Origin of the sequence: Halogeometricum sp. S1BR25-6 (assembly GCF_031624495.1) — an archaeon.
Lineage (GTDB): Archaea > Halobacteriota > Halobacteria > Halobacteriales > Haloferacaceae > Halogeometricum > Halogeometricum salsisoli.
The window spans coordinates 178665-205032 of the sequence record NZ_JAMQOP010000003.1 but is presented as its reverse complement, the minus strand read 5'-3'; the positions used below and the strand labels follow the sequence as shown (position 1 = coordinate 205032).

Below are 26368 nucleotides of genomic sequence, written 5' to 3'. Positions count from 1 at the left end.
CGTGCAGCGCGAAGTCGCCACCACGGTACGGGTCAAACTCCACTCTCTGACCGAGAGAAAAGCGGGACTTCTCGCTCGGGAGTACGACGCTTTTCAGACCGCCGTACAAGGCGACGTTCACGAGAACGATAGTTCTCGTGCAGCCGATCAGAACGCGAAGCGTTCTGAGGACGACGTCGACCTCTACTCCGCGACGAAACAACAGGCGTCGAAGGTGCGGAAACAGAAGAACTCGCGCCGAGACACCGAACAGCCCGTCGTCCTTCGCAACGACGTACTCGGCGTCGAGTATGACGAGGACACGGTACTGTCGTCGTGGTGGGTCAAGATACCCGTCTACGACCCCGAACGCGGTCGTGGGAACTCGATTTGGTGTCCTGCGACCGTCCCTGAGAAAGACGAACCGCTCGTCCGAGGGGGAAAGATTCGGGACTCCGAACTCGTCCGACGTGACGGCGAGTGGTACGTCCACCTCGTCGTGAAGAAGCGATACGAAGTGCGAGAGACGTACGACGATGTTCTCGCCATCGACCTTGGAGCGAGGTGGATAGCAACGTCTGTGGCGTTGTCCACCCGCGAGACGACCTTTTACGGCGAGAACGTGCGCCGAATCCGCGAACACTACAAGCAACTCCGAAAGTCCATCGGCAAGGCGAAGGTACGACAGGGGAAACAGGTACTCCACCGGCTCGGAAACGCCGAGTCTCGAAAGGTGGACGACCGTCTCCACAAGATTTCTCGGTCCATCGTGGACGACGCCGTGGCCCGGAACGCGGTCATCGCCGTGGGCGACCTCGGGGGTATCCGAGAAGGTAACGACAAGGGACGGCACTTCAACGACAAACTCCACAAGATGCCGTTCGCCAAACTCCTGTCGTACACCGAATACAAGGCCCACTGCGAAGGTATCGAGGTGGTGCTGGTGGACGAAGCGTACACGTCTCAGGCGTGCAATCGGTGCGCCGAGATGGGTGTGCGGAACACGCAGGGTAGGTTCCGGTGTCCGCACTGTGGCTTGGACGACAACGCGGACAAAAACGGCGCGACGAACATCGGCAAGCGAGTGTTGGGCAAGTTCTCGAAACCGCTGTCCGACACGGGGGCCGTACTGGCTCGGCCCGAAACTCAGGTCGTCGTTGAACCTGAGAACTCCCAAGATTCCGTGGGCCTAACCCTCAGTGAGGGAACCCCACGACTTTAGTCGTGGGAGAAGTCAGCACGGATTTATGACCGTGATCGTGGTGACCACAGCTATGAGTAACGAGAGGACACCGTCCCGCGATCCGATCACCGTCTCCGAAGAGAATCCATGGTATTTCGAGTACCGAGGAGAGCCGATACTCCTCGTTGGGGGGTTCGAGGAAGATAACCCGTTTCAATGGACCGAGGCTGAACTGACCGATGCACTCGATCGACTGGAAGCGTCCGGTGGCAACTTTCTCCGGAACGTCCTCTCCTACCGTGACGAAGGAAACGTGCCTCCTTTTGCAACGGTCGAGGATGGAACGTACGACCTCGAGGAACTCAACGAGGAGTTCGAGGATCGACTTTTCACCTTCCTGGAAGAATCTCGGAAACGCGATTTGATCGTCCAGATTACGTTCTGGGACCAGTTCGACCACTACGGTCGATGGTCAGACGTACCGTGGAATCCCGAGAACAACGTGAACTATTCACCGGAGGAATCCGGTCTCCCCGAGGAGTACGATGCCGAAGAAGGAGAGGTCTCTGTCTTCTACGATTCCGTCGCGGAAGGCAACGACCTCCTGTTGAGCTATCAAGAGCAATTCATCGAAGCGATCCTCGATCTCACGCGTCCGTACGGCCACGTAATATATAACATCAACAACGAGTCTCGGACTGCCTCATCGTGGGAACGTCACTGGCTGGAGTTCGTCCGGTCATACGCCGGCGAGCAGGAATCCACCGGCGACCACGCGACCGGAGTGCGCGATGCGCCCGTCACCGTCACCGCGATGCGAATAAATCCCGGTGAGTCGGTGTCACGGGCGCTCGGGAATCCCGACCGCTATTCACACGTCGAGATATCACAGAACAATCAGAACGCCGAAGGAGCGGTTGGGCAACAGCACTGGGACAATATCCAATCTTGGCGGGCTGAACTCTACTCGCACGACGCGGTTCGCCCACTGAGTAACGAGAAGATTTACGGCGGGCTCGAAGCGGAACAAGGAGATCATCAGAAGTGGGCCGCAGGGACGACAGACGAAGCGATTGCTCGGTTTTGGCGGAATATAATCGGCGGGTGTGCTACCGCCAGATTCCACCGGAGTGAGGACGGATGGGGGCTCGGACTCCGAGCAATCGTCCAGCGACAGCTCGAGGCTGTACGAATGCTACTCAGCGAGACCGATCTGATGGAAGCGACCCCGTCCAACAGCCTCCTTCGAGAGCGAGAGACGGAGCACCTTGAATGTGCCCGAGAGGACGATGAAGCGTACTGTGCCGCCAACAGAAACGCTGGGGAGTACATCGTGTACTTCCTGTCCGGCGGTCGCGTGCCGTTTGATGCGGCCGACACGTCCGGGTCGGTTACGATACGGTGGCTCGACATCGAGCACTCCGAATGGGCCAAAGCGTCGAACCCAACTGTCGAACACGATCAGATCGAACTGGAAACTCCGTCCGAAGACGGGTGGATCGCCGTAATCCGCGAGGAGTAGTGACTATCGTCCGCAACGGTCCGTTCGAGACACAGCAACCCATTCGATACGGAGGGCGCTGTCTATCGTTTTCGACTTCCCGCACGGGATTCCTCAACAGACCACCTGTCCGTGGCGAGCCTCACAACCGTTCATACTGATCCACGCTCTGAGCGACTCGCGCGGTGTATTCAACACGCCTATCGAAAGCAATCGCCGTTTGAGGGTTCAGCAAGGTTAGCAAGAAATGTCCAGCCGCCAGTGACGACTGCAGCTACCGCTCAGTCTCGCGACTCGGAGCGGGGTACTGCTCCCGACTGTAGGAGGCGTGTTTTAAGTGTCACGGGAGACACTCAAACACACAATGAGCGATCCAGCCGCCCTCTACGACGCCATCCAGTCCGAAATCGGGGACGTCCTGATCGGCAACCGCGACGTCGTAGAAGGTCTCACCATCTCGCTTCTCACGAAGGGGCACCTCCTCATCGAAGGGGTGCCGGGGACGGCGAAGACGACGACGGCGAACCTGTTCGCGCGCGTGTCGGGTCTGGACTTTCGCCGCATCCAGATGACGCCCGACATCCTCCCCGCCGACATCACCGGGACGGAGGTGTACCGCGAGCAACGCGGCGAGTTCGAGATCCACCGCGGTCCCGTGTTCGCCAACCTCGTGGTCGCGGACGAGATCAACCGCGGGACGCCGAAAGCACAGAGTGCACTCCTCGAGGCGATGCAGGAACGACACGTCACCATCGGAGGACAGACGCTCACGCTCTCGGACCCGTTCATGGTCGTCGCAACGCAGAACCCCATCGAGATGGAGGGGACCTACGAACTCCCGGAGGCCCAGCGCGACCGCTTCCAACTGAAGTACCGGATGGACCTCCTCGACCGCGAGGACGAACGCGAGTTCCTGAACCGCTTCCACGATAACCCCGAGCTCGGCCCCGAGACGACCGAACAGGTCGTCGATCCCGACGACCTCGTCGAGGCCCGCGAGGTCGTCACGGAGGTGTTCGTCTCCGACGCCGTCCGCGAGTTCCTCCTCGATATCGTCGCGGCGACGCGGGACTCGCCGGACATCGAACACGGCGCGTCGACGCGTGCGTCGCTGTCACTGCTCACCGCATCGAAGGCGCGCGCCGCCATCCACGGGCGCAACTACGTCCTCCCCGACGACGTCCTGACGCTCGTCAAGCCGGCGTTGACGCACCGGCTCGTTCTGAGCTCCGACGCGCAACTGAGCGACCGGAGCGTCGACGAAATCATCGAGGAGATTCTCGATGCGGTCGAAACTCCCGAAGCGAAGTCGCCCACCTCGTCCCTAGAATAACACAAGCTCAGGGTCACGCTGCCGATTCGCTCCTCGAAAACCCCGGTCTTCGAAACTGTGTAGATGAACGATCCGCACACTACCAGCGGTAGGTGACCGACCACAGTCCCGACTCCAGTTCCGACACCTCGGCGCGCACCGGTTCGTCCAGGTAGGCGGCCAGCGCGACGCCGAACGTGGAGACGACCGGATGGTCGAACGCGTCGAGGCCGCCGTACGAGGGGGTTCCGACGTCGATGGTGACGCGGCCGTCTTCCGCGTCCACCTCGGCGTCGACCGACCGGAGCAACTCGAAGTTCTCCCGGAGGGACTCGCCCACCTGCGCGACCACGTCCGTGACCGACTCGGGTACCCCCGACCGCGTCGCGTCGTGCTCGCGGTACAGAACGGCGCCGCTGGGTTCGAACGCGACGCCCGACTCCGCGACGTCCTCCGAGACGACCAGCGGGTGCTCGAACGTCGACTCCCGGGGCGGTCGGCTCCCCGGGGTCTGCGGGACGAACAGGCGGAACGACCCGTCCTCGGTTTCGAGGTAGAGTCGCTCCTCGGAGAGACCGAGTTGGTCGACCAGCGCCGCCTCGTTCCGCGAGAGGGGCTCGAACGTCGACTGTCCGACGTCCGCGGGGATGAACTGCTCTGGTGTGAGATACCAGGTTACGATGCCCGCGAACACCCCGATGGCCGCGATGCCGATGAGCGGTTCCCGAACCGCGGGCGCGACGACGGCGAACCCGCCCGCGAACAGGCCGACGACCGCCAACCCGAGCGCGGTTCGTTCCTGCCCGCTGCGGCGCGAGTCGTCGTAACGCGCGCGGAGCCGTTCGTTCTCCTCGCGCAGGCGTTCCCGCTCGGCTCGGGCCGTTCGGTCGGCCTCCGTCGAGGGTGCAGTCCCGCCGTCGGCCGCCCCGTCGCTGCGTTCGCGTTCAGCGTCGTCCGACTCGGGAACCTGGCCGTTTCCGGCCTCGTTTCGACTCACGCCGGGTCCTCCGAGAGCACGCCCAGTTTCCACAGTCCGTAGCGGTAGAGCGCGTATCCGACGAGCGCCGTCGCGAGGACGAGCGCGGCCGCCGCGGTGACGGCGTCGTACACCGTCGCGAGCGCCGTCACGGCCGCGACAGCGAGTCCCGAGAGCGCCGCGAGCGCCACCGCATCGCGGAGTCTCGACTCCGGCGCCAGCTCCGCCGAGAGGTAGGTGATAGCACCCAGTTCGAGCAGGACGACGCCCGCGAGGCCGGGCGAGGACGTCGTGAGGAGGGCGGCGAGGTGCGCGAGGCCGACGCCGTAGTAACTCTCGCTGGCGGCGGCGGCGAAGCCGACGGCGGCGCCGACGACGAGACCGGTGAGGCCGCCGCCGAACAGCCACAGCGATGCGGCGACGAGAACCGTCCCTGCGGCGAGGGTAACGGATTCGTACCGGGAGTCTGAAGGCGCCGGTGTGGAGCGCTGGGCGGTTGCCATTCGTCTGTCGTGTGTCGTCGTGGATGAAGCCATTAGTTGTTGTTGTTGTTCGGGTCCTGTCTGTCTCAGCGTCGCGTCCGTCCCGCATCCAGCACCGATTGCAGCCGGTCGTTCGGCGCCACCTCGTAGGCTCGGACGTTCGGGATCACGTCGATCGACTTCCGGAACGACTCGAAGTCCACTAAGCGGTCGTACGCGCGGTTCGACCCGTCGGCCGAGTCGGACTCGAACAGCGCGCTCGGCGCGAGAAACACCGTCACGCGCCCGCCGTTGTCGACCAACTGCTTCACCGCTTCGCGCGTCTCCTGGGGGTGCGTATCGTCCGTGCAGAGCACCGACCACCCGCGGAGCTTCTCGACGACCGCCTTCCGACGGAGCGCCTCGAACACCGGCTTGGAGTCGAGCCGCAGCACGTAGCTCTCCGGCGACTCGAAGTACGGCCGCAGCGTCCGGGCGAACGTATCCTCGCGGGCGGCGAGCAGCCCCGCGGTCCGCTGTGCCATCTCGGGACCGGCGGTGGTCAACGACTCGGCGGCGACGCCGCTCATAGGTTTCGAGAGCTGCGTAAGCGTGCGCCGGCAGTCGCGGTAGTGGACCGTCGAGTCGCCGTAGTCGAGGTCCGTCCGCAGGCCGTCGTCGTCGAGTACGGTGAGGCCGACGGGGTCGTTCGCCTCTTCGACCTGCGTCAGCACGCCGAGGAGGACTTCGCGGAGGTAATCCGCTTTCGTCCGTCCCTGCGGACCCTCCCACATGCAGGCGCGGTTGTCGACGAACAGCCGAGTCTGCTGGACCGTCTCGTTCTCGAACTCGCGGACGTAGGCTTCGCTGAACCGCGCCGTCGCGTTCCAGTCGATGCGGCTCACCGAGTCGCCGGGCACGTAGCGTCGGATGTCGATGAAGTTCGTCCCCGTCCCCCGCTGACCGCTCGTATGATCACCGTACGTCCCGACGAGGGGGTCTCCACCCGCGCCGACGTGGATGTCGTCGGGCGAGGGGGCGGTCACGTCGATTTCGAGCGACTCCTCGCGCGAGACGTCCTGGGAGAACAGCCCGTCTGCGCTGCGGTACGTGCAGGACAGCCGCGGAAGCTCGTACGTTCCGGCGACGGGGATCGAACAGGTCGCCGTTTCCTCGGTCACCGATCGCCGGGGGTCGACGAAGACGGTCCGCGCGTCGCCGTCGACGCCGACGGGCCACTCGATGCCGACTGTGATCGGGTGGGTCGCCTCCGAGCTATCGATCGAGAGGCGGAACTCCGTCTCGCTGTTCGGACGGATGCGCCGTCGGTCGGCGGTGAGGGCGAGCGCGATCGAGCCGTCGGTCGCAGCGAACCGTTGGCCCGCGCGGAAGAGGGCGACGAGCAGCCACGCGCACACCGCCCCCGCGCCGACGAGCGCGAGCGGTCGTTCCGCGGCCGCGCCGACGACGAGGAGCGTCGCGGCGACGCCGACGACGCCGTAGCCCCGTCGCGTCAGTCTCATTAGGCGATAATCGTCGGACCGATGTTTGAATATTCTGGTCGCGTGGACGGAAGGACATATGCGTCTCCGGCGGGAGGTACTGCACGTGAACGTCCCCGTGGCGCGGTCCGTTCGGACCACTCTCATCGTTCTCGCCCTCGTGCTTGCGGTCGCGGCCGCCCCGCCGGTCGTCGCTGCGAGCGACGCCGGGAGCGCCGGCATCGAACGCGGCGGCACCGACATCCGAGCACAGCAGACGACGCCGACCACGGCGACAAACAACACGAGCGTCCGGCACGCCAATCCCGACGAGGCGGACGCCGAGAACACCGAAGACGCGCTCAGAGCGCAACTCACCGCCCGGCTGGCCGACCGACTGGAGGGCAGCAGCGTGCAGCTCAGCGAGGAACAGTACGACCGCGCCAAGCAGCTGCTCGGCGACGAGTACGTCGACACCCTCGGGAAGTACGCCGACGTCGCCGACGAGAGCGGCGAGGAGGAGACCGCCCAGAACTTCGAGCAGGCCGGCGAGACCCAGCGCAACCTCTCGGATTCGCTCGCCGAGTACCGCGAGACCGAAGAGGCCTACCAAGCGGCCAAATCGAACGGGAACGAAGAGGAAGCGCGGCGACTCGCCAGAGAACTCGTCCGAATCGGCGAGGACGTCGACCGCCAGTCGACCGAACTCGACGAGACGTACGCGGAGTTAGGTAACCAGACCGACGTCGACTTTAGCGACGCCCAAGAGCGGATCCGAACCGTCCAGCAGGACATGGCGAACTCGACCGCGCAGGTCCGCGCGGCCGAACTGCGCGCGACGACGCTCACGGTCGAGGCCGACGACGAGACGGCCTCGTTCGTCGACCCGCTACAGATCGAGGGTCGTCTCGTTACGGCGGACGAATCGCCGGTCGCCGACCGCACGATCACGCTTCGCGTCGGCGAGCGATCGTACGCCGTCGAAACCGACGACGAGGGTGCGTTCGAACTCGACTATCGCCCGGCCGGAATTCCCGTCAACACCTCGCAGGTGACCGTTCGGTACCTCCCGCAGACGACCTCAGTCTATATCGGGTCGAACGCGAGCGTCCCCATCGCAGTCGAGCAGGTGAACGGAACGGTCGAGTTCCAGTCGGTGCCTGAGGAAGTCAGCTTCGGGGATTCGGTCGCGGTCGCCGGACGGGTCGCCGTCGACGGTCGGCCCGTCTCGAACCTCTCGGTCGACGCGACGCTCGGAGAGCGCTCGGTCGGCGGTAATGTGACCGGCGCCGACGGCCGATTCGCGACGAACGGAACGGTCTCGGCCGGCGTTCCCAGCGGCGACCAACGCGTCCGCGTCACCTCCGGAACCGACAGCGCCGTCGTCGTCGACGCGGCACAACCGGTCACCGTCACCGCAACGCCGACGAATCTGACGCTCACGCTGACGCCCGACGACGGGACCGTCGTGGCGAGCGGACGACTCACCGCCGACGGTACGGGCGTCGCCGACCGACAGGTCGCCCTCTCCGTCGACGGGGACGTGGTGACCGGAACCAGGACCGGCGACGACGGCCGGTATCAGATACGATTCGACCGCAGGCTGTTGAACGAGGACACGACGGTCAGCGTCCAGTTCGACGGGTCGGGAACGAATCTCGAATCGGCCACGGCAGTCGCAACCCGCGGTAGCGACGCCGCGGGCGGCGCCGGTAACCCCGTGTTCGGGGTCGGCGGAGTCGAAGGTAGTCTTCCCGGAATCGTCGGAGTCGGTGGTTCGGGCTCCGGTGACGGTTCGGGCGGGTCTCTCGTCGCCCCGGTGGCCGGTCAAGACGGTCCGTCGCCGGAGGGCATCGCGTTCGGCGCCGCCGCGACCGTGCTCATCCTCGCCGCCGGGTGGTACGCCGTCCGGCGGTGGCTGGTGTCCGACGGCTCGGGGTCGGTCGACGAAATCGAGACGGGCGATACCGGCGAGGACGAGAGTGTCGAACCTATCCCGTCGCCCGTTCAGCTGCTCGCCCAAGGGAAGATGCAGGGAGCGCTGCTCGCCGCCTATCAAACCGTTCAGCGGGCTCTCGCACCGTCGCTTGATGAGTCTCCCAAGACCCACCGGCAGTTCTACCAGGCGTGTCAACGGACCGGTGCCGTCCCGATGGACGCGCTGCGCCAACTCAACGATGCGTACGAACGCGCCGTGTACAGCGACCGGGAGCTCTCGCTCGACGAGGCTCGCGACGCGATTATGGCCGCCGAGCGAATCGTCTCGAATCGGGGGCGGGGCGGCGACCAAAACGACTGACTGTCGACCGTCTCGAGGAAAGTACTAACCCGCCACTGCCCGAAGCCCTTCAGTATGTCGACTCCCACTTCGATCGAGGGTCGTCTGCTGCGCAACGCGACACTCCTCCTCACGGTGGACGAGACGACGTTCCTCGTCGACCCGATGCTCGCGTCTCCCGGCGAGAACCCGCCCGTTCCGAACTCGCCGAACGACCGCAGAAATCCTCTTGTTCCGCTCCCCGAGGACGAACTGTCCTACGATGCCGTTCTCGTCACTCACCGCCACCAAGACCACTTCGACGAGGCGGCGAAAGAGGAACTGGACGCGGACGTTCCCCTCTTCTGCCAGCCCGAAGACGCCGACGCCTTCCGCGAGGAGGGCTTCACCGACGTGCGTCCGGTCGACGACGAAGTATCCTTCCGCGGGATCACCATCCATCGCACGCCCGGCCGCCACGGTCACGGACAGTTGGCCGAGGAGATGGGACCCGTCTCCGGGTTCGTCTTCGAGGGCGAGGAGACGCTGTATCTCGCCGGCGATACGGTCTGGTACGACGCCGTCGAACGAACGCTGGCGCAGTTCGACCCGGACGTCGTCGTGCTCAACGGCGGCGAAGCGCAGTTCACGGAGGGCCGGCCCATCACGATGGGCGTCGAAGACGTCGCGGCCGTCCGCGAGGCCACCGACGCTGCCGTCGCCGTCGCCGTCGTCCACATGGAAGCGATCAACCACTGTCTCCTCTCGCGCGAGGACCTGCGGTCGAACACGGAGAACGTTCACGTCCCTGAGGATGGGGAACGGCTCGCGTTCTAGTAGCTCAACGAGCCGGTACTGCGACTGTCGGTAGATACGACGCACGGCGGACCGAAAACAGCACGCTTGCTCTCGGGTGACGAGAGAACCCGAAACGAGAGAGAAAGAAACCCGAAGCGACAGACCGCTCAGCGGTGGTTAGACTGCTTCACGGCGTCAACGAGGAACAGTCCGAACACCATCTGCACGCCGACGACCATCAACGCGAAGGCGACGACGTTCTCGGGAGTCAACGGGAGGTTGCTGAAGCCGCCTGCGGCCCACTGGAACGTCTGCACGCCCATGTAGGCGCCGCCGAGGACGAACAGGCTGGCGCCGGCGAAGGCGCCGCGTTCGAGACTGACCGTGTGGCTGAGGAACGTCGTCACCGGGTCGTCCGGCTTCTGAATCGGGTTGCTCGCCACGGAGGCGAACACGCCGAGATAGGTGAGATAGACGCCGAGGACCAACAGGAGCGTGCCGGCGAGAAGCGAGTGCGACCCGAACGCCATCGGTCCGACCGAGGAGTTCGTGAACGCGAGCGTCATCACGAGGCCGCCGAACCCGCCCATGGCGAGTCCCGGCGCCGAGAACAGATACCCCGGCGCGTTCTGGAGCATGAACTTCACGTGCCGCCAGCCGTCCTGGAAGCTCTCCAAGGTCGCCTCACCCTCCCGCGGGTGGTACGTGATGGGCACTTCGGCGATGGTGAGGTCCCGCGCACCGGCCTCCATGATCATCTCCGAGGCGAACTCCATCCCGGTGGTCTTGAGATCGAGCGACTCCAAGGCATCGCGGGACATCACGCGCATCCCGCTGTGCGCGTCGGAGACGCCGGCGCCGTAGAAGACGTTGAGGAACTTCGTCAGAAGAGGGTTCCCGACGTACTGGTGCAGCGGCGGCATCGATCCGGGCAGGATCTCGCCTTCAAGACGCGAGCCCATGGCCATGTCCGCATCGCCGTCACGGACGAGGTCGAAGAGCTTCGGGAGCTCCTCGAAGTCGTACGTGCAGTCGGCGTCACCGATCGCGATGTACTCACCGCGCGTGCGCTCGAAGGCGTACTGATACGCGTAGCCGTACCCGCCTTTGTCGGGAACGACGACGCGTGCGCCCATCGCTTCTGCAATCTCGGGCGTCCGATCGGTCGAACTGTCGCTGACGACGATCTCGCCCGTGATATCCATCGTCTCAAGCGCATTGAGAATCATCTCGATACACTTTGCGATGCCCTCTTCCTCGTTGAGTGTCGGCATGACGACCGACAGCGTCGGCGTCTGTTCGCTGTCTGCCGGGACGAGGAGGCTGTCTCGCGGCACCGATCTCTCTTCATCGAGGACCTGGATGTCGAGATCACCCCCCACTCTTTCTTCCGCGTGTGCTAAATTTTCCGTTGACATGCTGCCTACCCGTACAGCGGTCTTACCCCACTCAGGAAATCCGCTGTCAGTAATCAGAACATATACTGAGGACCACAAATAGGTTTTGGTGAGAATACGTGCTCAATAATTGTTGCATATATTTGCCGGCTTCTACTTAATACCAAAGTTAGGTACAGTAGCTGACTATTCAAACGCGTACTCAGTAACTCGATTCGTGCCGAATTAATCATCACTACGACACTTAGCCGCTGTGTTTCGTCAGTGAACCCATCGAACGGGCTGGCTCTCGAACGCGAGAGGTCTCGAACCTAGTTCTGATACCGTACACATTGCTGAGGGGGTACCAAAGGCGGCGGAGTCGAGAACGACATAGCCGGTACCGCCCGCACCCGGGCAGTGTCACGCACTGACATTGCAATCCAGCGGGTATGAACATCCGGAACGAATATCTGTGAGAATATAGACGATACTCCAATGAGCGGAAGATCACGATTCGCCGTCCTGCTGCTCGCGTTCATGCTCGTCGTTGGGACGGGCGCCACGTTCGTGAGCGCGCAGACTGACGGCGAGTACTCGGTTGAAGCACAGAACACGATCGACATCCCCGACCGGACGGTCACCGTCGAGGGAACGGACTACACCGTAAGCTCCGTCGGCAAGGTGACCGCCGGCGAGACGTTGGAGGCGAGCGTAAGTGGTTCTGAGAGCGCGGACGTCAGTGTCGATCTCTACTCGGGTGACCGAACGATCGTCAACAGCGACGTGGTAACCGACGGCTCAGTATCCTTCTCGACCGAGAACCTCCGGCCCGGCACCTACATTCTCGCCGTCTACACCGACGGCTCTATCGTCTCGATCCAACCGGTCGTCGTGGCCGGCTACGAGACGACGCTGAACGGACCGGGCGAGATACCGGCCGGCGAATCGGGTGACGTGACCGTCCAACTGGACGACGTCGCGGACTTGGGAAGCCCCGAGAACGTCGAACTCGTCGTCACGCAGGACGACGAAGTCGTCGAGACGGTGCAGATGGACAGTGAGTCGACGTACGAGTACAGCGCCGAGGTCGGCTCCTCGCTCGAGTCGGGCGAGTACCGCATGTACGCGGTGGTTCACAACGAGACGACCGTCAGCAGTGACGATGTCTTCAGCGGCGACAACGACGTCGTCGGCGTGACAGACGCGCAGACGCTGACCGTCTCCGGCGGTGAATCCCAATCGCAGGACGACGGCGAGAGCAACAGTGGTGACTCCGGAAGCTCCGGGTCCGCGGGCGACGGCAGCGACGAGACCGAGACGCCGAGCGAGACGGAGATGGAGGTGACGCCCACCGCGACCGAGCTGTCCGAGACGAGCGAGGAACCCGCGACCACGACGACCGAGATGGCGGCGACGGAGACGGCGAGCGAATCCGAGACCGAAGCGCCGAGCGGAACGAGTACCGACTCGACGATGCCGAACTTCGCGCTGTACATCGTCGCGCTGGCACTCGTCGCGGCCGCGCTCATCGCCCGACGCTGAACAGCCGAGAGCTGCGTTCTACTCTCTTTTTTGCGGCAGCCGAGTCCGAACCTGAATCCACGCGCACACTACTCAAACGTGTGTCGTCAGTCTTGTCCAGCGACTTCGAAGACGGACGGTCGAACCACGCTGTCCCGTGCATCACTGCGTTCCCGGGTGGACATCTTCAACAGTACTCGCTGACCGATACCTTTTTTATGTAGAGTTGGGTAGATATAATCAGTATTCTCAATAGACTACCATTACATTTGTAGGGATATAATGTGTATGTATAGTGTCGAGTAGGCGAGACTAAGCGGACCGGCTGAATCAGTTCTTGGCGTGTGCGAGGTTGTAGTCAATCCGGCGGAACGATTCGGGACGTCGAACGGGACCCCGACGTATTTTTACCTCTCGCCACATCTGCTTGCGCATGACCTCCACGGAGGACTGGCGCGTACTCCTCCCCCGTCCGCTTCGGGTTCTGCCAGCCGACCTCGTCGCGATACTCACGCTCACACTCCTGACGCTCATCGCAGTGTCGCTCCCGGTTATCCGTGAAACCCCGCTGCGGGTCGTCGTCGGACTGCCGTTTTTGCTCTTCGTCCCCGGCTACGCTATCATCGCTGCGCTCTTTCCGGAGCGAGCGACGATCCTCGATGAGGACACCGAGAGTACCGAAACGAGGGCGGATCACGTTGAGGGCATCGACGGTATCGAGCGCGTCGCGCTGTCGTTCGGGACGAGCATCGCCGTCGTTCCGTTAGTCGGGTTGGTGCTCAATTTCACGCCGTTCGGGATTCGACTCGCCCCCATCATGGTGTCGCTCACGGTTCTCGTCGTCGCCATGTGCGCTATCGCGGCGAGTCGGCGCTGGGACCTTCCCGAAGACGAGCGGTTTCGCGTTCCGTATCGAACGTGGTACGCGAACACGAAATCCGAACTGTTCTCGCCGGCGACGCGCACCGACGCCGCGCTGAACGTCGTTTTGATTGCTAGTCTGCTTCTTGCCGTCGGCGCCGTCGGCTACGCCGTCGCCGTTCCCTCCCAGGGCGAGCAGTTCAGCGAATTCTATCTGCTGACCGAAAACGAATCCGGCGAGTACGTCGCCGACGACTACCCGACGAACTTCACCGCGGGCGAACCGCAGTCGCTGGTCGTGGGCATCGGAAACCAGGAGAACGAACCCGTCCAGTACACCGTGGTCTCGGAGATTCAGCGCGTCGAGATATCGAACAACAGCACGACCGTCCTCGAACGAGCGCGGTTGCAGACGTTCTCTCCCCGGCTCCAGCATAACGAGACGTGGCAGCAACAACATCAGGTGGCGCCCTCGATGACTGGCGAGAACCTACGGTTGATCTACTACCTGTACAAGGGTGACGCACCCGCGACGCCAAGCGAAGAGAGCGCCTATCGCGAGGTGCATCTGTGGGTGAATGTGAGCTCGAACTAACCCCGAGTGCTGGGTCGGTTGTCACCGTAATTCGTCGTGCGTCCCAAACTAATTTGTCCTCCAATTTGCCGTGCGTCCGGGCGTTCCACGTGTCGATACTGCGACCGGAGCGATTGAGACCGCTGCCGCTCAGGAGGCACGCTGCAGAAACAGCTCGGTATTGCCCCAGGCGACGAGAGGTCCGTTCGACGAGTATCCGACGAACGGATTATCGCTCCGACTCCGTCGTCGTAGCCGACGTCTCGTCACCGGTGCCTCGAAGGACGAGGAACGCCCCGAACGCCAGCGGCGAGAGCGCCGCGCCGAGCACGCCGACTCCTGTGAGCGCGGCGGTCATCGGCACGTCGACGACGCCCCGCATCGGGTCGCCGACGACGACGGCCCCGCGCATCGCCTGTGAGGCGTGCGACGGGCAGGTGTACTTGCTGACGCCGACGCCGTCGAACCGGAGCGCGTAGGTCGCTCCCGCGGTCTCCACTAACTCGGCGTCGAAGCTTCCATCCACCGCCGCGAGACTGTGGGCGTCTCCCTCACCGGTCCACTCCCAAACGACCGTCGTTCCGGGGTCGACGCGCACCGCCGCGGGCTCGAACGCGAAATTCCCGCCGTTCCCCGGCGCACCGACCGCGATGCGGACGAGCGATTCGCCCCGCCTGTCGACCGTCCCGGAGAAGTTCTCGACGCCGTCGAACCAGTTCCCGTAGTCGACGTCTCGGAGCGTCTCGCCCGTCGGAACGCCGCCGACGACTACCGCCCCTTTCATCCCCATCGCCTCGTGCGGCACACACGAGTAGAGACTGATTCCTCCCTCGAACGTCCGTTCGAACGTGACCCCCGCCTCGGAGAGCAGTTCGCTCGCGTACGACTCGTCGGCGGCAGCGACGTTGTGGACGCCCCCGCCGCCGGTCCATTCCCAGACGACCGTCGCTCCGGGGTCGACGCGCACCGCCGCGGGCTCGAACGCGAAGTCACCGCCGTTCCCCGGCGCGCCGACGGCGACCCTGACGGTCGACGCGCCGCGTCTGTCGACGACCTCGTCGTAGTTCGAGACGTTCTCGAACCACGCCGTGAACTCGCTCGCCTCGTCGGCCGCGGCGACCGGACGGGCGACCGCACCCGCGGCCGCGGCGCCCACCACTGCCCCGGTACCGGCTCGGAGAACGTCTCGTCGGCTGCACGCGAAGGGTGAGTTCGCGGTTCTGGCAGTCATAGTTAAATAAACTTACTAGTATTAGTTAGTTTAGTGATGTGATTCTCCCCAGCCGGGAATCGTCTCGCCCTACTATCGTCTCCATCGTCCAAGGTCGAACCATCGAAGGAAGATGACCTACACTACTACTCGCCGTCGCGTGTTAGAGGGGATGGCCGTCGGAACCGCCGGGACGCTCGCGGGCTGTACCGTCGGAGCGCCGTTGAACGAGGTCCAAGTCGCCGGACCACTCGACGTCGGTCTCGACCGACCGTCACTCGCCGCCGCCGAACTGACCGACGTTGACCGCGTCGCCGCCGACCCACGCGCCGTTCCGGGACCCATCACCCGCTCGGAACCCGCGACCGTCCCCGTCGAACTGGAGACGCGGGAGGTCGTCGCCGAGATCGAACCCGGCGTCACCTTCCAGTATATGACCTTCAACGGGCAGGTACCAGGACCGTTCATTCGGACGCGCGTCGGTGATACGGTCGACGTGACGATTCGAAACCACGAGAGCAGCGCGATGGCCCACAACGTCGACTTCCACGCCTGCCGCGGGCCGGGCGGCGGTGCGGAGGCAACGACGGTGAACCCCGGTGAGGAGAGACACCTCCGGTTCAAGGTGACCTACCCCGGCGCCTTCGTCTACCACTGTGCCGTCGCGAACGTCGACTATCACATCTCCTCGGGGATGTTCGGTCTCATCCTCGTCGAACCCGAGGCGGGACTTCCGGCCGTCGACCGGGAGTTCTACCTCGGACAGATGGAGGTGTACACGAACGGCGCCGCCGGCGACGAGGGGCACCACGAGTTCGACTTCGGGCGGATGGCTGCCGAGGACCCAACTTACGTCCTCATCAACGGCGAGAAGTACGCCATCGGGCCGCAGGGCTACGACGAACTGCGCGTACGAACTGACGAGACGGTGCGCATCTACTATGCGGTGGGCGGCCCGAACCAGTTCAGCAGCTTCCACGCCATCGGTGGCGTCTGGGACGAGGTGTACCCGCAGGGGTCGCTCGCCTCTGATCCGCAGCGCTACGTGCAGACGACGCCCGTCCTCCCCGGCAGCGCGACGGTCGTGACGGCGCAGTTCCCGGTTCCAGGCGACTACAAACTGGTCGACCACGCGCTCTCGCGGGTCGCACGGAAGGGCGCGCTGGCGGTGCTCAGTGCGGAGGGGCCGGCGAACGACGAGCTGTTCGACCCGGAGGACTGAGATGGGAGACCACACGCTCGACGGCGTCGAACCCGTTACCGACCGAATCCACCACAACTCGTGGTCGGCAAACTTAGAGAAGCCGATTCACGGCGACCGACGAGACGCGGTCGTCGCCGGCGCTCTCGAGGCGGTCGAACACACCGCACCGGGCTATCACGTGAACCTCGTCACTCACGGCGCGCACGGCCGACCGGAGGAGTATCTCGGACCTGCTCTTCGGGAGGCGTTCGGCGGCGGGGTCGAGTGGTCCTATGTCGAACAGTGCGGCTGCGGCGGGCACGTGCTTCGCGTTCGTGTCTTCGAGCGGGAGCCAGTTACCCACGACTGAAGTCGGGGATTTCTGCCTCGACTCTGTGTGAGCGCTCCTCCCACACCATCCGGTCGAGATACTGCTGGACGTACGGATGGAGGCCCTCGAACAGCGGTTCGAATACCCGGAGTTCACTGTGTTGGTCGTCGGCGAGATCGACGGGTTGTCGCGGTTCGACGACGAAGCCGTTCGCGACGTAGTGTTTGCTGTCGACGCCCTCGACGGATTCTAGCTACATCTGATACCACAGGAGGTTCCAGTACGAGAGTACGAGCGCGAAGACGACGCCGGCGGCGCCGACGGCGATGTACTGTGCATCTCTCCAACGGCGCCGGTGACCCCGGTACCAGGTCATCCCGGCGAGGATGAGGGTCGCGACACTCGCAAGTACACCGACAAGCGGAAACAGGAGGACGATCTGTACGGGCAGCGGGTCCCCAAGCAGGACCGCTCGCGGGTCACGCACGACGACGGCGATCATGCCGACCACGAACACCAAATAACTCGTCGCCGTGAGGCCAGCGGCGTGACGAGCGTACCGCAGTGGTGAATCCGAGTTGTCTCCTCTCCCGCCCCGAGACCAGCGCCAGAGTCCCGTCGCCGTCCACCCGAAAACCGCTCCGAGAAAGACGAGGATGCTCAGTCCGGCGATCACGGCGTGCGTTGAGGGTTGCTCGACGGCCGTGAGCCGTTCGTAGGCTGACGGTGGCCTGCTATCGAAGAACAGGTGGGTTATCTCGCCGTCGGTCTCCCCGAAGACGAGCGCGTCCGACCCATCGACCGCCTCGAAGTAGCGCTCTTCGACCTCGACCCACTGTGTTTCTCCCCCGGGTCCGCTCGTGACGAGTCGGTCCTGGTCATCGAGGGAGACGGCGACGTTCGACTGCACGCTCAGCAGCTTCTCGGAGGTCGTGTAGGGCGAGCGAAGCGCGCGATACGTGCCGGTCACCTCGCTCGCTCGGGCCGGCTCGTCATCAGGCGTGGGTGTCGTCTCCTCGCTCGGGTAGTACTCCTCCAGTAGTGCGTCGAGCAGTTCGTCTCTGGCCTCGATACCGCCCGGGCTGTTGTAGGAGACGAAGAGACCGACACCGTGGTCCGGAAGCAGGGCCACCAGGGTGTGAAACTGGTCGGTATCGCCGCCGTGTCCCACGATACGCACGTCGTTCCGACTCAACTCGTAGAACCCGAAACACATCCCGTTCAGCCGGTCAGCGTTGCCGAATCGCCGCCGGTGCATCGCCGCTGTCGAGTCGGATTCGAGAATGCGTCCGTCACTGGTTGCACCACCCTGTAGATGCGCATGGAGGAACTGAGCCATGTCGGTCGCCGTCGTGGTCATCGACCCAGCCGGCGGCATCCCAACGTATTCGAACTCACCCTCGCGGTATCGGCCGTTCGGGGTCGTATATCCCTTCGAGAGCGTGCCGTCTATCGAATCGGGAACCGGCTGGTCGAAGGTACTCTGCTCCATCTCCAGTGGTCCGAAGATGCGTTCTTCGACGTACTCACCGAACGACGACCCCGCAGTCGTGGCGGCGATGTGACCCGCGAGGGCGGCCCCGTAGTTCGAGTAGGCCGTGAACTTCCCCGGCGGCCGAACTCTCGCCGGTTGTTCGTTCCGGAGCATCGTCGGGAGCGGGCGCAGATCGGACTCGTTCAGGACGAACGTTCCGCGAGCGCGGTCCTCGAATCCCGCAGTGTGCGTCGCGAGGTGATCGAGCGTAATGGGCTGATCGTATGTGTTGGGTATCACCACCTCGCCGAGATACTCGTTGACGTCAGTCTGTAGATCGAGTCGGCCTGCCTCGACGCCCTGCATGACCGCCGTCCACGTGAGGAGTTTCGACGTTGAGCCGATTCGAAAGAGCGTGTTGTCAGCTTCGACCGGGGCGTCAGTCCGAACGTCCCGGACGCCGTAGCCCTTCGTAAACGTCGAGTCGCCGTCGACGACTGCGACCGTCGCACCGGAGATGTCGTGGGCTTCGAGTTGGGCGTTCACGACGCCATCGAGGAACGTCTCGAAGGACTCCGGATCGGAGAGCGGTCCGGTGGCTTGGTCCTGCTGGCTGGATATTGTGGCGCTCACGTTGCTGGATTCATTTCCGAAAACGAGCGCCGCAGATCCGGTCGCTGCGAGGCCGCGAAGCACGGTACGTCGAGAATGCGTGTTGTGCCGGTCGTCATCAGCGACGGTCTCGGTTGCGGTTTGGGAGTCAGACATCGGTCGGTTTCGTTTCAGCCGCGTATGGTTTGTACCGCGCACAACTCAGTCAACCGATTGACGGGAATGGGGATAAAGATTCAGCACGAGGCCTCGTCAATTCGTGGTTCGGTGGTCTCGACGTCCCGAAGCATCGTGTATACGCGTATATACTACGTGCCGCTGCGCGTCGGTAGATCCCAATCTCAGTAGCTCCCCCTCCCGGCTTGAAGTTCGCCGGATGCGCTCACCCAGCCATCGTGAGCACCGTTGAATTCCACCTGTTCGACGCGCTGTGTGTATTCGTTGAAGCTGTTGGCGAAGAACCAACCCCACTCGTTGATGCCCCAGAGTTCGACGGCACCGACGCGGACGATTGCCGAGGACTTCGTGTCGTAGCTCGCGTACATATCGGCTCGGAACGCCGTGCAGGTCTGCTCCTCGCCGCCCCAGACCGGGTCGCACTCGCCCGGGCTGTAGTCGTAGGTAGCCGAGAGGAGACTTGCGTTCCCCTGTGGATACCGCGTCTCGATGGTACCGTTCTTGATGCCATTCCCGAACGATTCGACGGTGACCTGTGCCATCACCTCGTATCGGGTCAACGCGGGTTCGAGTCGGAGGCCGGTCATATCGTCCGGCGCGTCCTCGCGTCTGATCGGCTCGGGGTCGGCCAATGAGCCGTTCTCGTTCACGAGATAGTAGCGTTCCTCGCCGACGATCTCCTCGGCTTCGATCGCCAGCATCGGTCCGCGCTCCGTCTTGACGACGCTGGTCGTCCAGTTCGCGTCGGGGCCGCCGTAACTCGTCACCTGAACGTCTTCGACGATCGGCGTTCCAGCGGGATCGACTGGGAGGGGGAGATAGAGCGTCGCGTCGGTGAGCGTCGCGTTTGTGCTCACTTCGGCGCTGTAGTAGTAGGTCGCCGTCGTGTTGTTGTTCTTCTGTCCCTCGAAGAGGATCGGGACACCGACGGCCGCGGTGGCAACCATGAGGACGAAAACGAGTGCACCTCCAACGACGAGACGACGGTTCATACGCGACTGTTCGTGTTCTTCAGCTAAGAAATTAGGGCGGAGGTGGGCTGGGTTTAGAGTTAGAGCCTATGAGTGCTCTCTGGTGTGTGCCTAACCAAATGAGAGAGTACGTTTCGTCTGTCTTCCTGCCCCTATTGCGCACCCTGTAGGAGTATCGAATGTCTAGGATATCCCGAGGTAGCCGCGGGGATCCCTTATGTTCGCATAATTTATCTGAATAGAACAGCGGAAGTACCGGTCCGATGAGACTGAAAGGGCGGTTCATGCTTTGCTATCAAGTCGGTTTGAGCAGGAAAGAGTACATTTCGTCTGTCTTTGAATAGGGTACATCCAGCTCAGTAACACTGAGAGAGTACATTTCGTCTGTCTTTGAATAGGGTACATCCAGCTCAGTAACACTGAGAGAGTACATTTCGTCTGTCTCAGACGAACCAATTTCGATTCGGCACATTCTGAATCAACCGTTATTCAGCGTGTCTCCATGTTCGATCCGCTCTCTGACATCCAGAATCAACTCAGGATCCAATTCAGATTGATACTCGAAGTATCGACCACCACTTTCGCCTTTGTTCTGCTCACTCCGGCGGAGGAAGCCAAGCATGTGAAGGTCAGAGAGATGGTCCTGAACGCTCTTCAGCGTCGTAAGGGGATCCGTTCCCCACGAATCTGCGACTGTTTGATATCGGTGCTGGATATCACGAGTCCGTGCAGGAGTGCGGCCGGCTGCTTCCAGTCGAGCGACACTCTCTAGAATATACTGCGCATGTTGTGTTTGATCCCGTATCCGAGTCGTAAGCTGCCCACGCTTAACGATGTCTCGGGCCTCCTTGATGTGTTGCTCTTGAACGCAATCATCACCCGATTTGAGTGCAGCCTCGGCACCCGTTCTAAGCAAATCGATCGCCTGTCTGGCGTTTCCCATATCTCTCGCAGCGATTGCTGCTGCGAGATTGATTGCTGACTCATCGCATGCACCTTCGACGAATGCACGTGCTGCTCTTGTCGAAAGGATGGTTTGGAGTTCGGTTGCATCGTAAGGACTGAACGAAATTTCAGTCTCCATCAACGTGTCTTTGACTTTCGGAGAGAGGCTTCGTCTGAACGTGTAGTTGTTGCTGATGCCGATCACACCGATTTTGGATCGAGCGATGTGCCCGTTCGATTTTGCTCGAGGAATTTCATAGAGGAGAGTGTTTGCGTCGTCCAGATGGTCGATCTCGTCGAATACCATGAGATGTGTCCCACCGACACGATCTAATCGCTTGTACAGTTCTTCAAAAGCGTCTCCAGTTCCGAGGCCACGTTTCGGGAACGGACTCGCGTGATCAGGAAGGAGATCGTTTACCAGCGTGCGAACGACCATGAACAGCGTCTTGCCGTTACAGTTCAGTTCGTGGACGGTCAGTTCATCGGCACTATCTCGGTTGGTTACTTCGTCTCTGAGCGCGGTCATCATGTACTTCGTGACGGCTGTTTTGCCGAGTCCCGCCTTCCCGTAGAGCATGATGTTCTCCGGGTCGCGACCGAACAGTACATCCTGCAGTGCAAACCGGTACTCTTCGATTTCCTCGTCGCGCTCCAGTATCTCCTCCGGTTGGTAATTCTCCGTGAGCACCTGCTTCTCATCGAAAATCGTGTCTGTGACGTTGCTGAACGGCCCCGACATCTCTTGAGCGATGCTTCGATCCGGGACTATATAATAGCACGGTTCGTTTGTTTCGTATGTCCGGTCTGAGTCTGTAGAGACGGTTCTCGCTACTCACATAGCCCTTCTGAGTCAGAAGACAGACGAACTGTACTCTCTCACTCTGGCCCTAGTGAGACGAACCCTCCCAGTTGATAGAGTTACGAGCGCATACCCCCGTCTTTAGGCAGGAGTCAAGCGGACAATAAAACTACCAACGATTTACTCACACATATTGATATAATCGGCCCCGAAACACACTGTCATGAATATCTCGTATCAACACGCCAATCCACAGGCCGGCAACGAGTCCGTTCTCATCCGCATCGAGGAGGACCACACCGACCAAACCGCGTGCATCCTCGTCGATGCGGGTGACGGTATCGACTTGGACGCCACGCTGCGTGACGACGACTATCTCGCAGCGGTGCTTCTCACGCATGCCCACCTCGATCACTATCAGGCGCTTGACCAGGCACACCGTGATGGAGCGCCGATTTACACCAGTCCGGATACGGCGGCCATTTTGGGAGACGTGTTCACCGAAGGCGCGCGGCGATACAACCTCTCGAACACGGACGAACTCTTAGACCGTGTCGAGCCGATTTCGGAGTGGCACGAGGTCCTCGGTGAGACCGTCGCCGTTCGGCCCGTCCCCGCAGGCCACACGCCTGGCGCCTGTGGATTCCTCATCGACGTCAGCGATGGCGACGACCGCGTTCGGATACTCGCGACAGGAGACTTCACGGAGCGCGATGCGGCCGCCTATCCCGGGCTCGATCCAGAGGCGTACTCCAGCGTGGACGTCCTGTTTCTCACTGCAGCGACGAACGATAGCTTCGAGACGGAGCTCACGGACGCGCTCGGAACCATCGTCGAACGCGCGAACGCCGGGTCGAAAACCCTCTGTACGGCGAGTGGGCTCACGGGGGTTCAGCTTGCAACGCTGCTTGACGCCGTCGCCGACGAACTCGAGATTCATCTCCCTATCGTCCTCGCCGGACAGGTGGCCAAACTCTACGATGCACTCGAGTATCAGTACGAGGCTATTACGACAGTACCCACGTTCGAGTCGACGGCCGAGTGTCTCGACCACGGGGCCGTCACCATCGCCGGGCCCGAAGTCCCGATTGATGGGAGCAGCGGTCGTCTCTTCGAGGCTATCAGTGACGACGCAAGCGCGTCGCTCGTTCAAATTCAGGGCGGTAATACGGAGGCGAAGACGAACGGCGATTTCGCGGGGACCGCTTGTTCGTATCCGTTCTCGAACCATCCGAGCGAGGCAGTGCTCGACGAACTGGTTGAGGCCGTCTCGCCGACGCATGTCGTTGTCGGCCATCAGCGCGGGCGTGCGCTCGAGCAGTACAAAGACAAGTGGGACTCCTTTTCCTGGGCGACCGGGTCGTCGATGACAGAGATGCTCTACGAGGACGGTTACTACCCCGCACCGCCCTGGGTCGGAGAGTACACCGAACGGCGTGTGCGGAACCGGGCAGGGCAAGTGGATACGGACCGCGCCGACGATGGGGTCTTAGCCGCTATCGAATCCATTCCGGAGATCGGCCGACGTGAGACGTGTACGCTCGTGCGGGAAGGCGTTGACGTCGCCGCGATCAAACGGCGACTCCATATCGGCGTTGCGTCCAGTGGGACGGCACAGACCGCAGACACCTCCAACCAACAGGCGGTCAACGGAGCATCGAACGGGACGCTGTACCGGACGACCGGTCCTGAGCTATCGGACCCACCGACGGCTGCGAAGCTGTCCGAGGAGACACCCGACAGCGAATCACAGCTCGTCGAAACGGTCGGTCTGTCTGGTGAGCGCCCGGCCCCCAGTACTGATTCGACTGATTCGACCGCCGAGAGCGAACCAGCAGCGTCGAACGAGACTGTAGAACCCGACCCGGAGTCGGAACCGGATGTCTCCGACTCCGATGACCAGGCAGACGAGACTGCCGAGGACTCGTCTGCAGATCCCGACCCAGAACCCGATACGGATGCGACTCCAGAGCCGCCGGACGAGGATGCGACGAGCAGTGACACCGATGAGACGGACGTCGCACTGACTGTCGAGGTCGACCCCGCGGTTCGAACGCTCGCCGTCCAGCGAGCCGAGCGGGAGGGGGTGTCGCTGCCGACGTTTGCTCGGGAGACACTTGATTCGTATCTCATAGGGGTGCTTCGTGGTGACTCCCCGTGGGAGGATGTTGAGCCTGTCGAGCGGTCGTTCACGTATGAGGCCGACCCGGCGTTTACGGCGTTGCTCTCCACGGCCGCCACCGAGAACGGCTACGAGAGTACCGGCGCGTACGCGCTAGCTCAACTTCGGGAGAGTGTCGGCTTGGAGGATGAGCAAACGGTCGCGGTTGCAGGAGCAGCGGTGTTCGTTGAGCAAGTCGGGGCCGTCGTCGAGAATCCGCGTTCGCCGCACGAGAGCGCTGCCGATGTCGTTCAGGCTGCGCTTGGACGAATTGTTCTTCCGTAGACGAGACGTGACGGGGTCAGGAAACCGGGTGTCGGGACACTCAGTATTCTTCGACATCGACGCCGAGTTCTTCGAAGTCGCTCACATTATCGGTAAGCACCGGTTCGCCGAGGTCGGTAGCGATGCCGGCGATGTGCGCGTCGTTCACGTCGACCGGGCTAGCCTTCCGGCGGTGGTTTCCCTTCTCGTCGATTCGCGCCATCATCTCCCCTGCGAGACGCGCCGCCGTCTCGTCTTCGGTCCTCGAACGCCTCTCGCGCTCTATCGAGGCCCTTGCTCCGCCCCGCTGAGGTCTTCGATAGCTGTCTCCATTCGGTCCGCGCTCTCCTCAGAGAGTACGCCGGCGATTTCATTCGGGTCCGGCCCCCGAGTGAGGCGGCGAAGCGTCTCTCCCATCGTTTCGCCGTCCCGGTTGTGAGACTCCACGTAGGCGTGGAATTCCTCGTCGACGCGGATGTTCTTCGCCATATCGTGAAATCGGATTCACAGGAATATATGCCTAACGTCGTTCGAGCGCGATTCCTGGGGATCGGACGTGCGTATCAACTGATGGGTGTAGCGGACTATTCGTTGGTCATCTACCCACGAGTGAACGTCGTCCGTCCCACGCTACGTGTCCCACGGTGGGCGGCCTTCGCTTCCGATTTCGTCCTCGTCGAGACCGAGTTCTGCGGCCACTTCGCCGTCATCAACAGACTCGCCCTTCCCGTGGTGAGCATCGAGTGCGTCGGCGAGCATCCGCAGTGCCTCTGCACGGTCGTCGCCGAAGGAGGCGACACCCGTTTCGATATCCGTGGCAGTAACTCGTCCATCATCCTCGTCAGCGAACTCGACACCGCCATTGCCGTTGTCACGAGTCGTGCTGGCCATGCCTGTCAGAACTGAATCAGTGACTCCGAATAAGCGTTCGGACGGTCTGTTGTCAATCGATGTCAAACGTTGCTGAGCGACACCAAGATAGCGGACGTCGCACTGACCGTCGAGGTCGGCCTAGCGGTTCGACAGCTCGCCGTTCAGCACGCTGAAAGAGAGAACGTTTCGTTGGCGACGTTCGCGCGGCAGGCAGTCGATGCGTACCTCATCGAGGTTCTTCGTGGTGAGGCCCCGTGGGAAGACGTTGCGTCCGTTGAGCGGTCGTTCTCCTACGAGGCTGATCCAGCGTTCGCGAAGCGACTCTCGACGGCGGCGACCGAGAGCGGTCACGAGAGCACGGAGTCGTACGTGTTTGACCGGCTTCGGGCGAGTATCGGGTTGGGGAGACGAGACAGAGGTTGCGATTGCTGGCTCGGATGTGCTCCTTGAGCAGGTGAACGCGGTCGTCGAGAACTCGCGGTCCCCCCACGAGTGCGCTGCCGACGTCGTGCAGACCGCGCTTGGCCGCGTCGTTCTCCCGTAGCCGTAACATGCGCTGAGGCGAGTCTGTCATTGTGTGTTCCGGGGGGTTGCACGTAGTGGTTCTGGTTCGTTCGAAATCGTGGCTCAGGTAAAATTCGTCGCGGTGACCGTCCCATTCTGACTACACGCTGTCGTGAGCCGACGTCCGTCCAAGCGTTCCACACGTCGTGAAGTCACGCGTTTGTTGCGATGCAAATCGTCTTTTACAGTTATGTCGTTTAAATATACAGCTGCATCGTGTGGTAGATAGTCCGGTGCGGGCGTACGGTGCGCTGCTCGTCGTCGCAGCGGCAATCAGCGGCGTCCTTTCGGGGTTGTCTCATGCCCCATTGACGACCGCTACGAAGAGATCACCTCATCGAATTTGTTGTTTTTAATGGTGGCCGCGGCTCCATCTGCGATTGTCGCAGAGAGGTTGTTTTGCGAAGTGATTCGACGACCGCCGAATGTGCTATGGGGAGCGACAACGACAGCAGAGAGAACAAGTGCGAGAAGCATACTGATGGTGGTAGACACACCGCCCTCATACAGTTCTGTAT

Annotated in this window: 23 protein-coding genes; 12 read left to right on the top strand and 11 right to left on the bottom strand. The window is 62.5% G+C overall.

Annotated features, from left to right (window positions below):
* The first annotated feature begins 1 nt into the window (after position 1).
* The 3 genes from NDI76_RS16140 to NDI76_RS16130 all read left to right on the top strand — a co-directional run bounded on the left by NDI76_RS16140 (position 2) and on the right by NDI76_RS16130 (position 3996).
* Complete coding sequence (locus NDI76_RS16140) at positions 2-1201, top strand: RNA-guided endonuclease InsQ/TnpB family protein (RefSeq protein ID WP_425498378.1); 1200 nt, start codon at positions 2-4, stop codon at positions 1199-1201.
* A gap of 25 nt (positions 1202-1226) precedes the next feature.
* Positions 1227-2684, top strand: coding sequence for a hypothetical protein (locus tag NDI76_RS16135; protein ID WP_310925162.1), 1458 nt, complete (start codon positions 1227-1229; stop codon positions 2682-2684).
* 343 nt (positions 2685-3027) lie between these two features.
* The gene (locus tag NDI76_RS16130) at positions 3028-3996 is read left to right on the top strand and encodes an AAA family ATPase (RefSeq protein WP_310925161.1); all 969 of its coding nucleotides are present in this window, start codon (positions 3028-3030) and stop codon (positions 3994-3996) included.
* A 79-nt stretch (positions 3997-4075) separates the two neighbouring features.
* Here the strand turns inward: NDI76_RS16130 and NDI76_RS16125 are convergent, their stop codons facing one another.
* The 3 genes from NDI76_RS16125 to NDI76_RS16115 form a co-directional block, all read right to left on the bottom strand.
* Positions 4076-4972 (bottom strand): DUF7982 domain-containing protein, encoded by an 897-nt coding sequence (locus NDI76_RS16125; protein WP_310925160.1) that lies wholly within the window; start codon positions 4970-4972, stop codon positions 4076-4078.
* Positions 4969-5454, bottom strand: coding sequence for a DUF8163 family membrane protein (locus NDI76_RS16120; RefSeq protein WP_310925159.1), 486 nt, complete (start codon positions 5452-5454; stop codon positions 4969-4971). Before NDI76_RS16120 ends, NDI76_RS16125 begins: the two co-directional genes overlap by 4 nt.
* 65 nt (positions 5455-5519) lie before the next feature.
* Positions 5520-6935: a DUF58 domain-containing protein gene (locus NDI76_RS16115; RefSeq protein WP_310925158.1), complete on the bottom strand. Its 1416-nt coding sequence runs from the start codon at positions 6933-6935 to the stop codon at positions 5520-5522.
* Positions 6936-7020: 85 nt separating this feature from the next.
* Here NDI76_RS16115 and NDI76_RS16110 point away from each other — a divergent pair, with 85 nt between their 5' ends.
* Positions 7021-9192 (top strand): hypothetical protein, encoded by a 2172-nt coding sequence (locus tag NDI76_RS16110; protein WP_310925157.1) that lies wholly within the window; start codon positions 7021-7023, stop codon positions 9190-9192.
* 54 nt (positions 9193-9246) lie between these two features.
* Positions 9247-9987, top strand: coding sequence for an MBL fold metallo-hydrolase (locus NDI76_RS16105; protein ID WP_310925156.1), 741 nt, complete (start codon positions 9247-9249; stop codon positions 9985-9987).
* 128 nt (positions 9988-10115) lie between these two features.
* Here the strand turns inward: NDI76_RS16105 and NDI76_RS16100 are convergent, their stop codons facing one another.
* Positions 10116-11222 (bottom strand): glycosyltransferase family 2 protein, encoded by a 1107-nt coding sequence (locus NDI76_RS16100; protein ID WP_310925413.1) that lies wholly within the window; start codon positions 11220-11222, stop codon positions 10116-10118.
* A 600-nt stretch (positions 11223-11822) separates the two neighbouring features.
* On the opposite strand from NDI76_RS16100, the gene NDI76_RS16095 reads away from it, so the two are divergent.
* Together NDI76_RS16095 and NDI76_RS16090 are read left to right on the top strand one after the other, a co-directional pair.
* On the top strand, positions 11823-12869 hold the full coding sequence (locus NDI76_RS16095) for a hypothetical protein (RefSeq protein ID WP_310925155.1): 1047 nt from the start codon (positions 11823-11825) through the stop codon (positions 12867-12869).
* Positions 12870-13281: 412 nt separating this feature from the next.
* The gene (locus NDI76_RS16090; protein ID WP_310925154.1) at positions 13282-14304 is read left to right on the top strand and encodes a DUF1616 domain-containing protein; all 1023 of its coding nucleotides are present in this window, start codon (positions 13282-13284) and stop codon (positions 14302-14304) included.
* A 208-nt stretch (positions 14305-14512) separates the two neighbouring features.
* Here the strand turns inward: NDI76_RS16090 and NDI76_RS16085 are convergent, their stop codons facing one another.
* Positions 14513-15442 carry a halocyanin domain-containing protein gene (locus NDI76_RS16085; protein ID WP_310925153.1) on the bottom strand — a complete coding sequence of 310 codons (930 nt, stop codon included), beginning with the start codon at positions 15440-15442 and terminating at the stop codon, positions 14513-14515.
* A gap of 184 nt (positions 15443-15626) precedes the next feature.
* On the opposite strand from NDI76_RS16085, the gene nirK reads away from it, so the two are divergent.
* The 3 genes from nirK to NDI76_RS16070 all read left to right on the top strand — a co-directional run bounded on the left by nirK (position 15627) and on the right by NDI76_RS16070 (position 17260).
* On the top strand, positions 15627-16715 hold the full coding sequence (nirK, locus tag NDI76_RS16080) for a copper-containing nitrite reductase (protein WP_310925152.1): 1089 nt from the start codon (positions 15627-15629) through the stop codon (positions 16713-16715).
* 1 nt (position 16716) lies between these two features.
* Complete coding sequence (locus tag NDI76_RS16075) at positions 16717-17046, top strand: CGCGG family putative rSAM-modified RiPP protein (protein WP_310925151.1); 330 nt, start codon at positions 16717-16719, stop codon at positions 17044-17046.
* A 76-nt stretch (positions 17047-17122) separates the two neighbouring features.
* Positions 17123-17260: a hypothetical protein gene (locus NDI76_RS16070; RefSeq protein WP_310925150.1), complete on the top strand. Its 138-nt coding sequence runs from the start codon at positions 17123-17125 to the stop codon at positions 17258-17260.
* Here the strand turns inward: NDI76_RS16070 and NDI76_RS16065 are convergent, their stop codons facing one another.
* From NDI76_RS16065 to NDI76_RS16055, 3 genes are all read right to left on the bottom strand, one after another.
* Positions 17261-19114, bottom strand: coding sequence for a serine hydrolase domain-containing protein (locus NDI76_RS16065; RefSeq protein ID WP_310925149.1), 1854 nt, complete (start codon positions 19112-19114; stop codon positions 17261-17263).
* 320 nt (positions 19115-19434) lie between these two features.
* Complete coding sequence (locus NDI76_RS16060; protein ID WP_310925148.1) at positions 19435-20262, bottom strand: hypothetical protein; 828 nt, start codon at positions 20260-20262, stop codon at positions 19435-19437.
* A gap of 457 nt (positions 20263-20719) precedes the next feature.
* Positions 20720-21928 carry an orc1/cdc6 family replication initiation protein gene (locus tag NDI76_RS16055; RefSeq protein WP_310925147.1) on the bottom strand — a complete coding sequence of 403 codons (1209 nt, stop codon included), beginning with the start codon at positions 21926-21928 and terminating at the stop codon, positions 20720-20722.
* A gap of 283 nt (positions 21929-22211) precedes the next feature.
* On the opposite strand from NDI76_RS16055, the gene NDI76_RS16050 reads away from it, so the two are divergent.
* Positions 22212-24434: an MBL fold metallo-hydrolase gene (locus NDI76_RS16050; RefSeq protein ID WP_310925146.1), complete on the top strand. Its 2223-nt coding sequence runs from the start codon at positions 22212-22214 to the stop codon at positions 24432-24434.
* 40 nt (positions 24435-24474) lie between these two features.
* Here the strand turns inward: NDI76_RS16050 and NDI76_RS16045 are convergent, their stop codons facing one another.
* The 3 genes from NDI76_RS16045 to NDI76_RS16035 form a co-directional block, all read right to left on the bottom strand.
* Positions 24475-24636 carry a PIN domain-containing protein gene (locus tag NDI76_RS16045; RefSeq protein ID WP_310925145.1) on the bottom strand — a complete coding sequence of 54 codons (162 nt, stop codon included), beginning with the start codon at positions 24634-24636 and terminating at the stop codon, positions 24475-24477.
* 59 nt (positions 24637-24695) lie between these two features.
* A complete protein-coding gene (locus tag NDI76_RS16040) occupies positions 24696-24902 on the bottom strand; it encodes a hypothetical protein (protein ID WP_310925144.1) in 207 nt (68 codons plus the stop codon).
* Between the two features lie 141 nt (positions 24903-25043).
* Positions 25044-25304 (bottom strand): type II toxin-antitoxin system HicB family antitoxin, encoded by a 261-nt coding sequence (locus NDI76_RS16035; RefSeq protein ID WP_310925143.1) that lies wholly within the window; start codon positions 25302-25304, stop codon positions 25044-25046.
* Between the two features lie 69 nt (positions 25305-25373).
* Between NDI76_RS16035 and NDI76_RS16030 the strand changes: the two genes are divergently transcribed.
* Complete coding sequence (locus NDI76_RS16030) at positions 25374-25736, top strand: hypothetical protein (RefSeq protein ID WP_310925142.1); 363 nt, start codon at positions 25374-25376, stop codon at positions 25734-25736.
* Positions 25737-26368 lie beyond the last annotated feature (632 nt).

What these genes read in the sequence shown, in the direction of transcription:
- NDI76_RS16135 (WP_310925162.1), top strand. Translation starts at nt 1,227, where the DNA reads ATGACCGTGATCGTGGTGACCACAGCTATGAGTAACGAGAGGACACCG.
- NDI76_RS16130 (WP_310925161.1), top strand. Translation starts at nt 3,028, where the DNA reads ATGAGCGATCCAGCCGCCCTCTACGACGCCATCCAGTCCGAAATCGGG.
- NDI76_RS16120 (WP_310925159.1), bottom strand. Translation starts at nt 5,454, where the DNA reads ATGGCAACCGCCCAGCGCTCCACACCGGCGCCTTCAGACTCCCGGTAC.
- NDI76_RS16115 (WP_310925158.1), bottom strand. Translation starts at nt 6,935, where the DNA reads ATGAGACTGACGCGACGGGGCTACGGCGTCGTCGGCGTCGCCGCGACG.
- NDI76_RS16105 (WP_310925156.1), top strand. Translation starts at nt 9,247, where the DNA reads ATGTCGACTCCCACTTCGATCGAGGGTCGTCTGCTGCGCAACGCGACA.
- NDI76_RS16100 (WP_310925413.1), bottom strand. Translation starts at nt 11,222, where the DNA reads ATGCCGACACTCAACGAGGAAGAGGGCATCGCAAAGTGTATCGAGATG.
- NDI76_RS16095 (WP_310925155.1), top strand. Translation starts at nt 11,823, where the DNA reads ATGAGCGGAAGATCACGATTCGCCGTCCTGCTGCTCGCGTTCATGCTC.
- NDI76_RS16090 (WP_310925154.1), top strand. Translation starts at nt 13,282, where the DNA reads ATGACCTCCACGGAGGACTGGCGCGTACTCCTCCCCCGTCCGCTTCGG.
- nirK (WP_310925152.1), top strand. Translation starts at nt 15,627, where the DNA reads ATGACCTACACTACTACTCGCCGTCGCGTGTTAGAGGGGATGGCCGTC.
- NDI76_RS16075 (WP_310925151.1), top strand. Translation starts at nt 16,717, where the DNA reads ATGGGAGACCACACGCTCGACGGCGTCGAACCCGTTACCGACCGAATC.
- NDI76_RS16070 (WP_310925150.1), top strand. Translation starts at nt 17,123, where the DNA reads ATGGAGGCCCTCGAACAGCGGTTCGAATACCCGGAGTTCACTGTGTTG.
- NDI76_RS16060 (WP_310925148.1), bottom strand. Translation starts at nt 20,262, where the DNA reads ATGAACCGTCGTCTCGTCGTTGGAGGTGCACTCGTTTTCGTCCTCATG.
- NDI76_RS16055 (WP_310925147.1), bottom strand. Translation starts at nt 21,928, where the DNA reads ATGTCGGGGCCGTTCAGCAACGTCACAGACACGATTTTCGATGAGAAG.
- NDI76_RS16050 (WP_310925146.1), top strand. Translation starts at nt 22,212, where the DNA reads ATGAATATCTCGTATCAACACGCCAATCCACAGGCCGGCAACGAGTCC.
- NDI76_RS16045 (WP_310925145.1), bottom strand. Translation starts at nt 24,636, where the DNA reads ATGGCGCGAATCGACGAGAAGGGAAACCACCGCCGGAAGGCTAGCCCG.
- NDI76_RS16040 (WP_310925144.1), bottom strand. Translation starts at nt 24,902, where the DNA reads ATGGCGAAGAACATCCGCGTCGACGAGGAATTCCACGCCTACGTGGAG.
- NDI76_RS16035 (WP_310925143.1), bottom strand. Translation starts at nt 25,304, where the DNA reads ATGGCCAGCACGACTCGTGACAACGGCAATGGCGGTGTCGAGTTCGCT.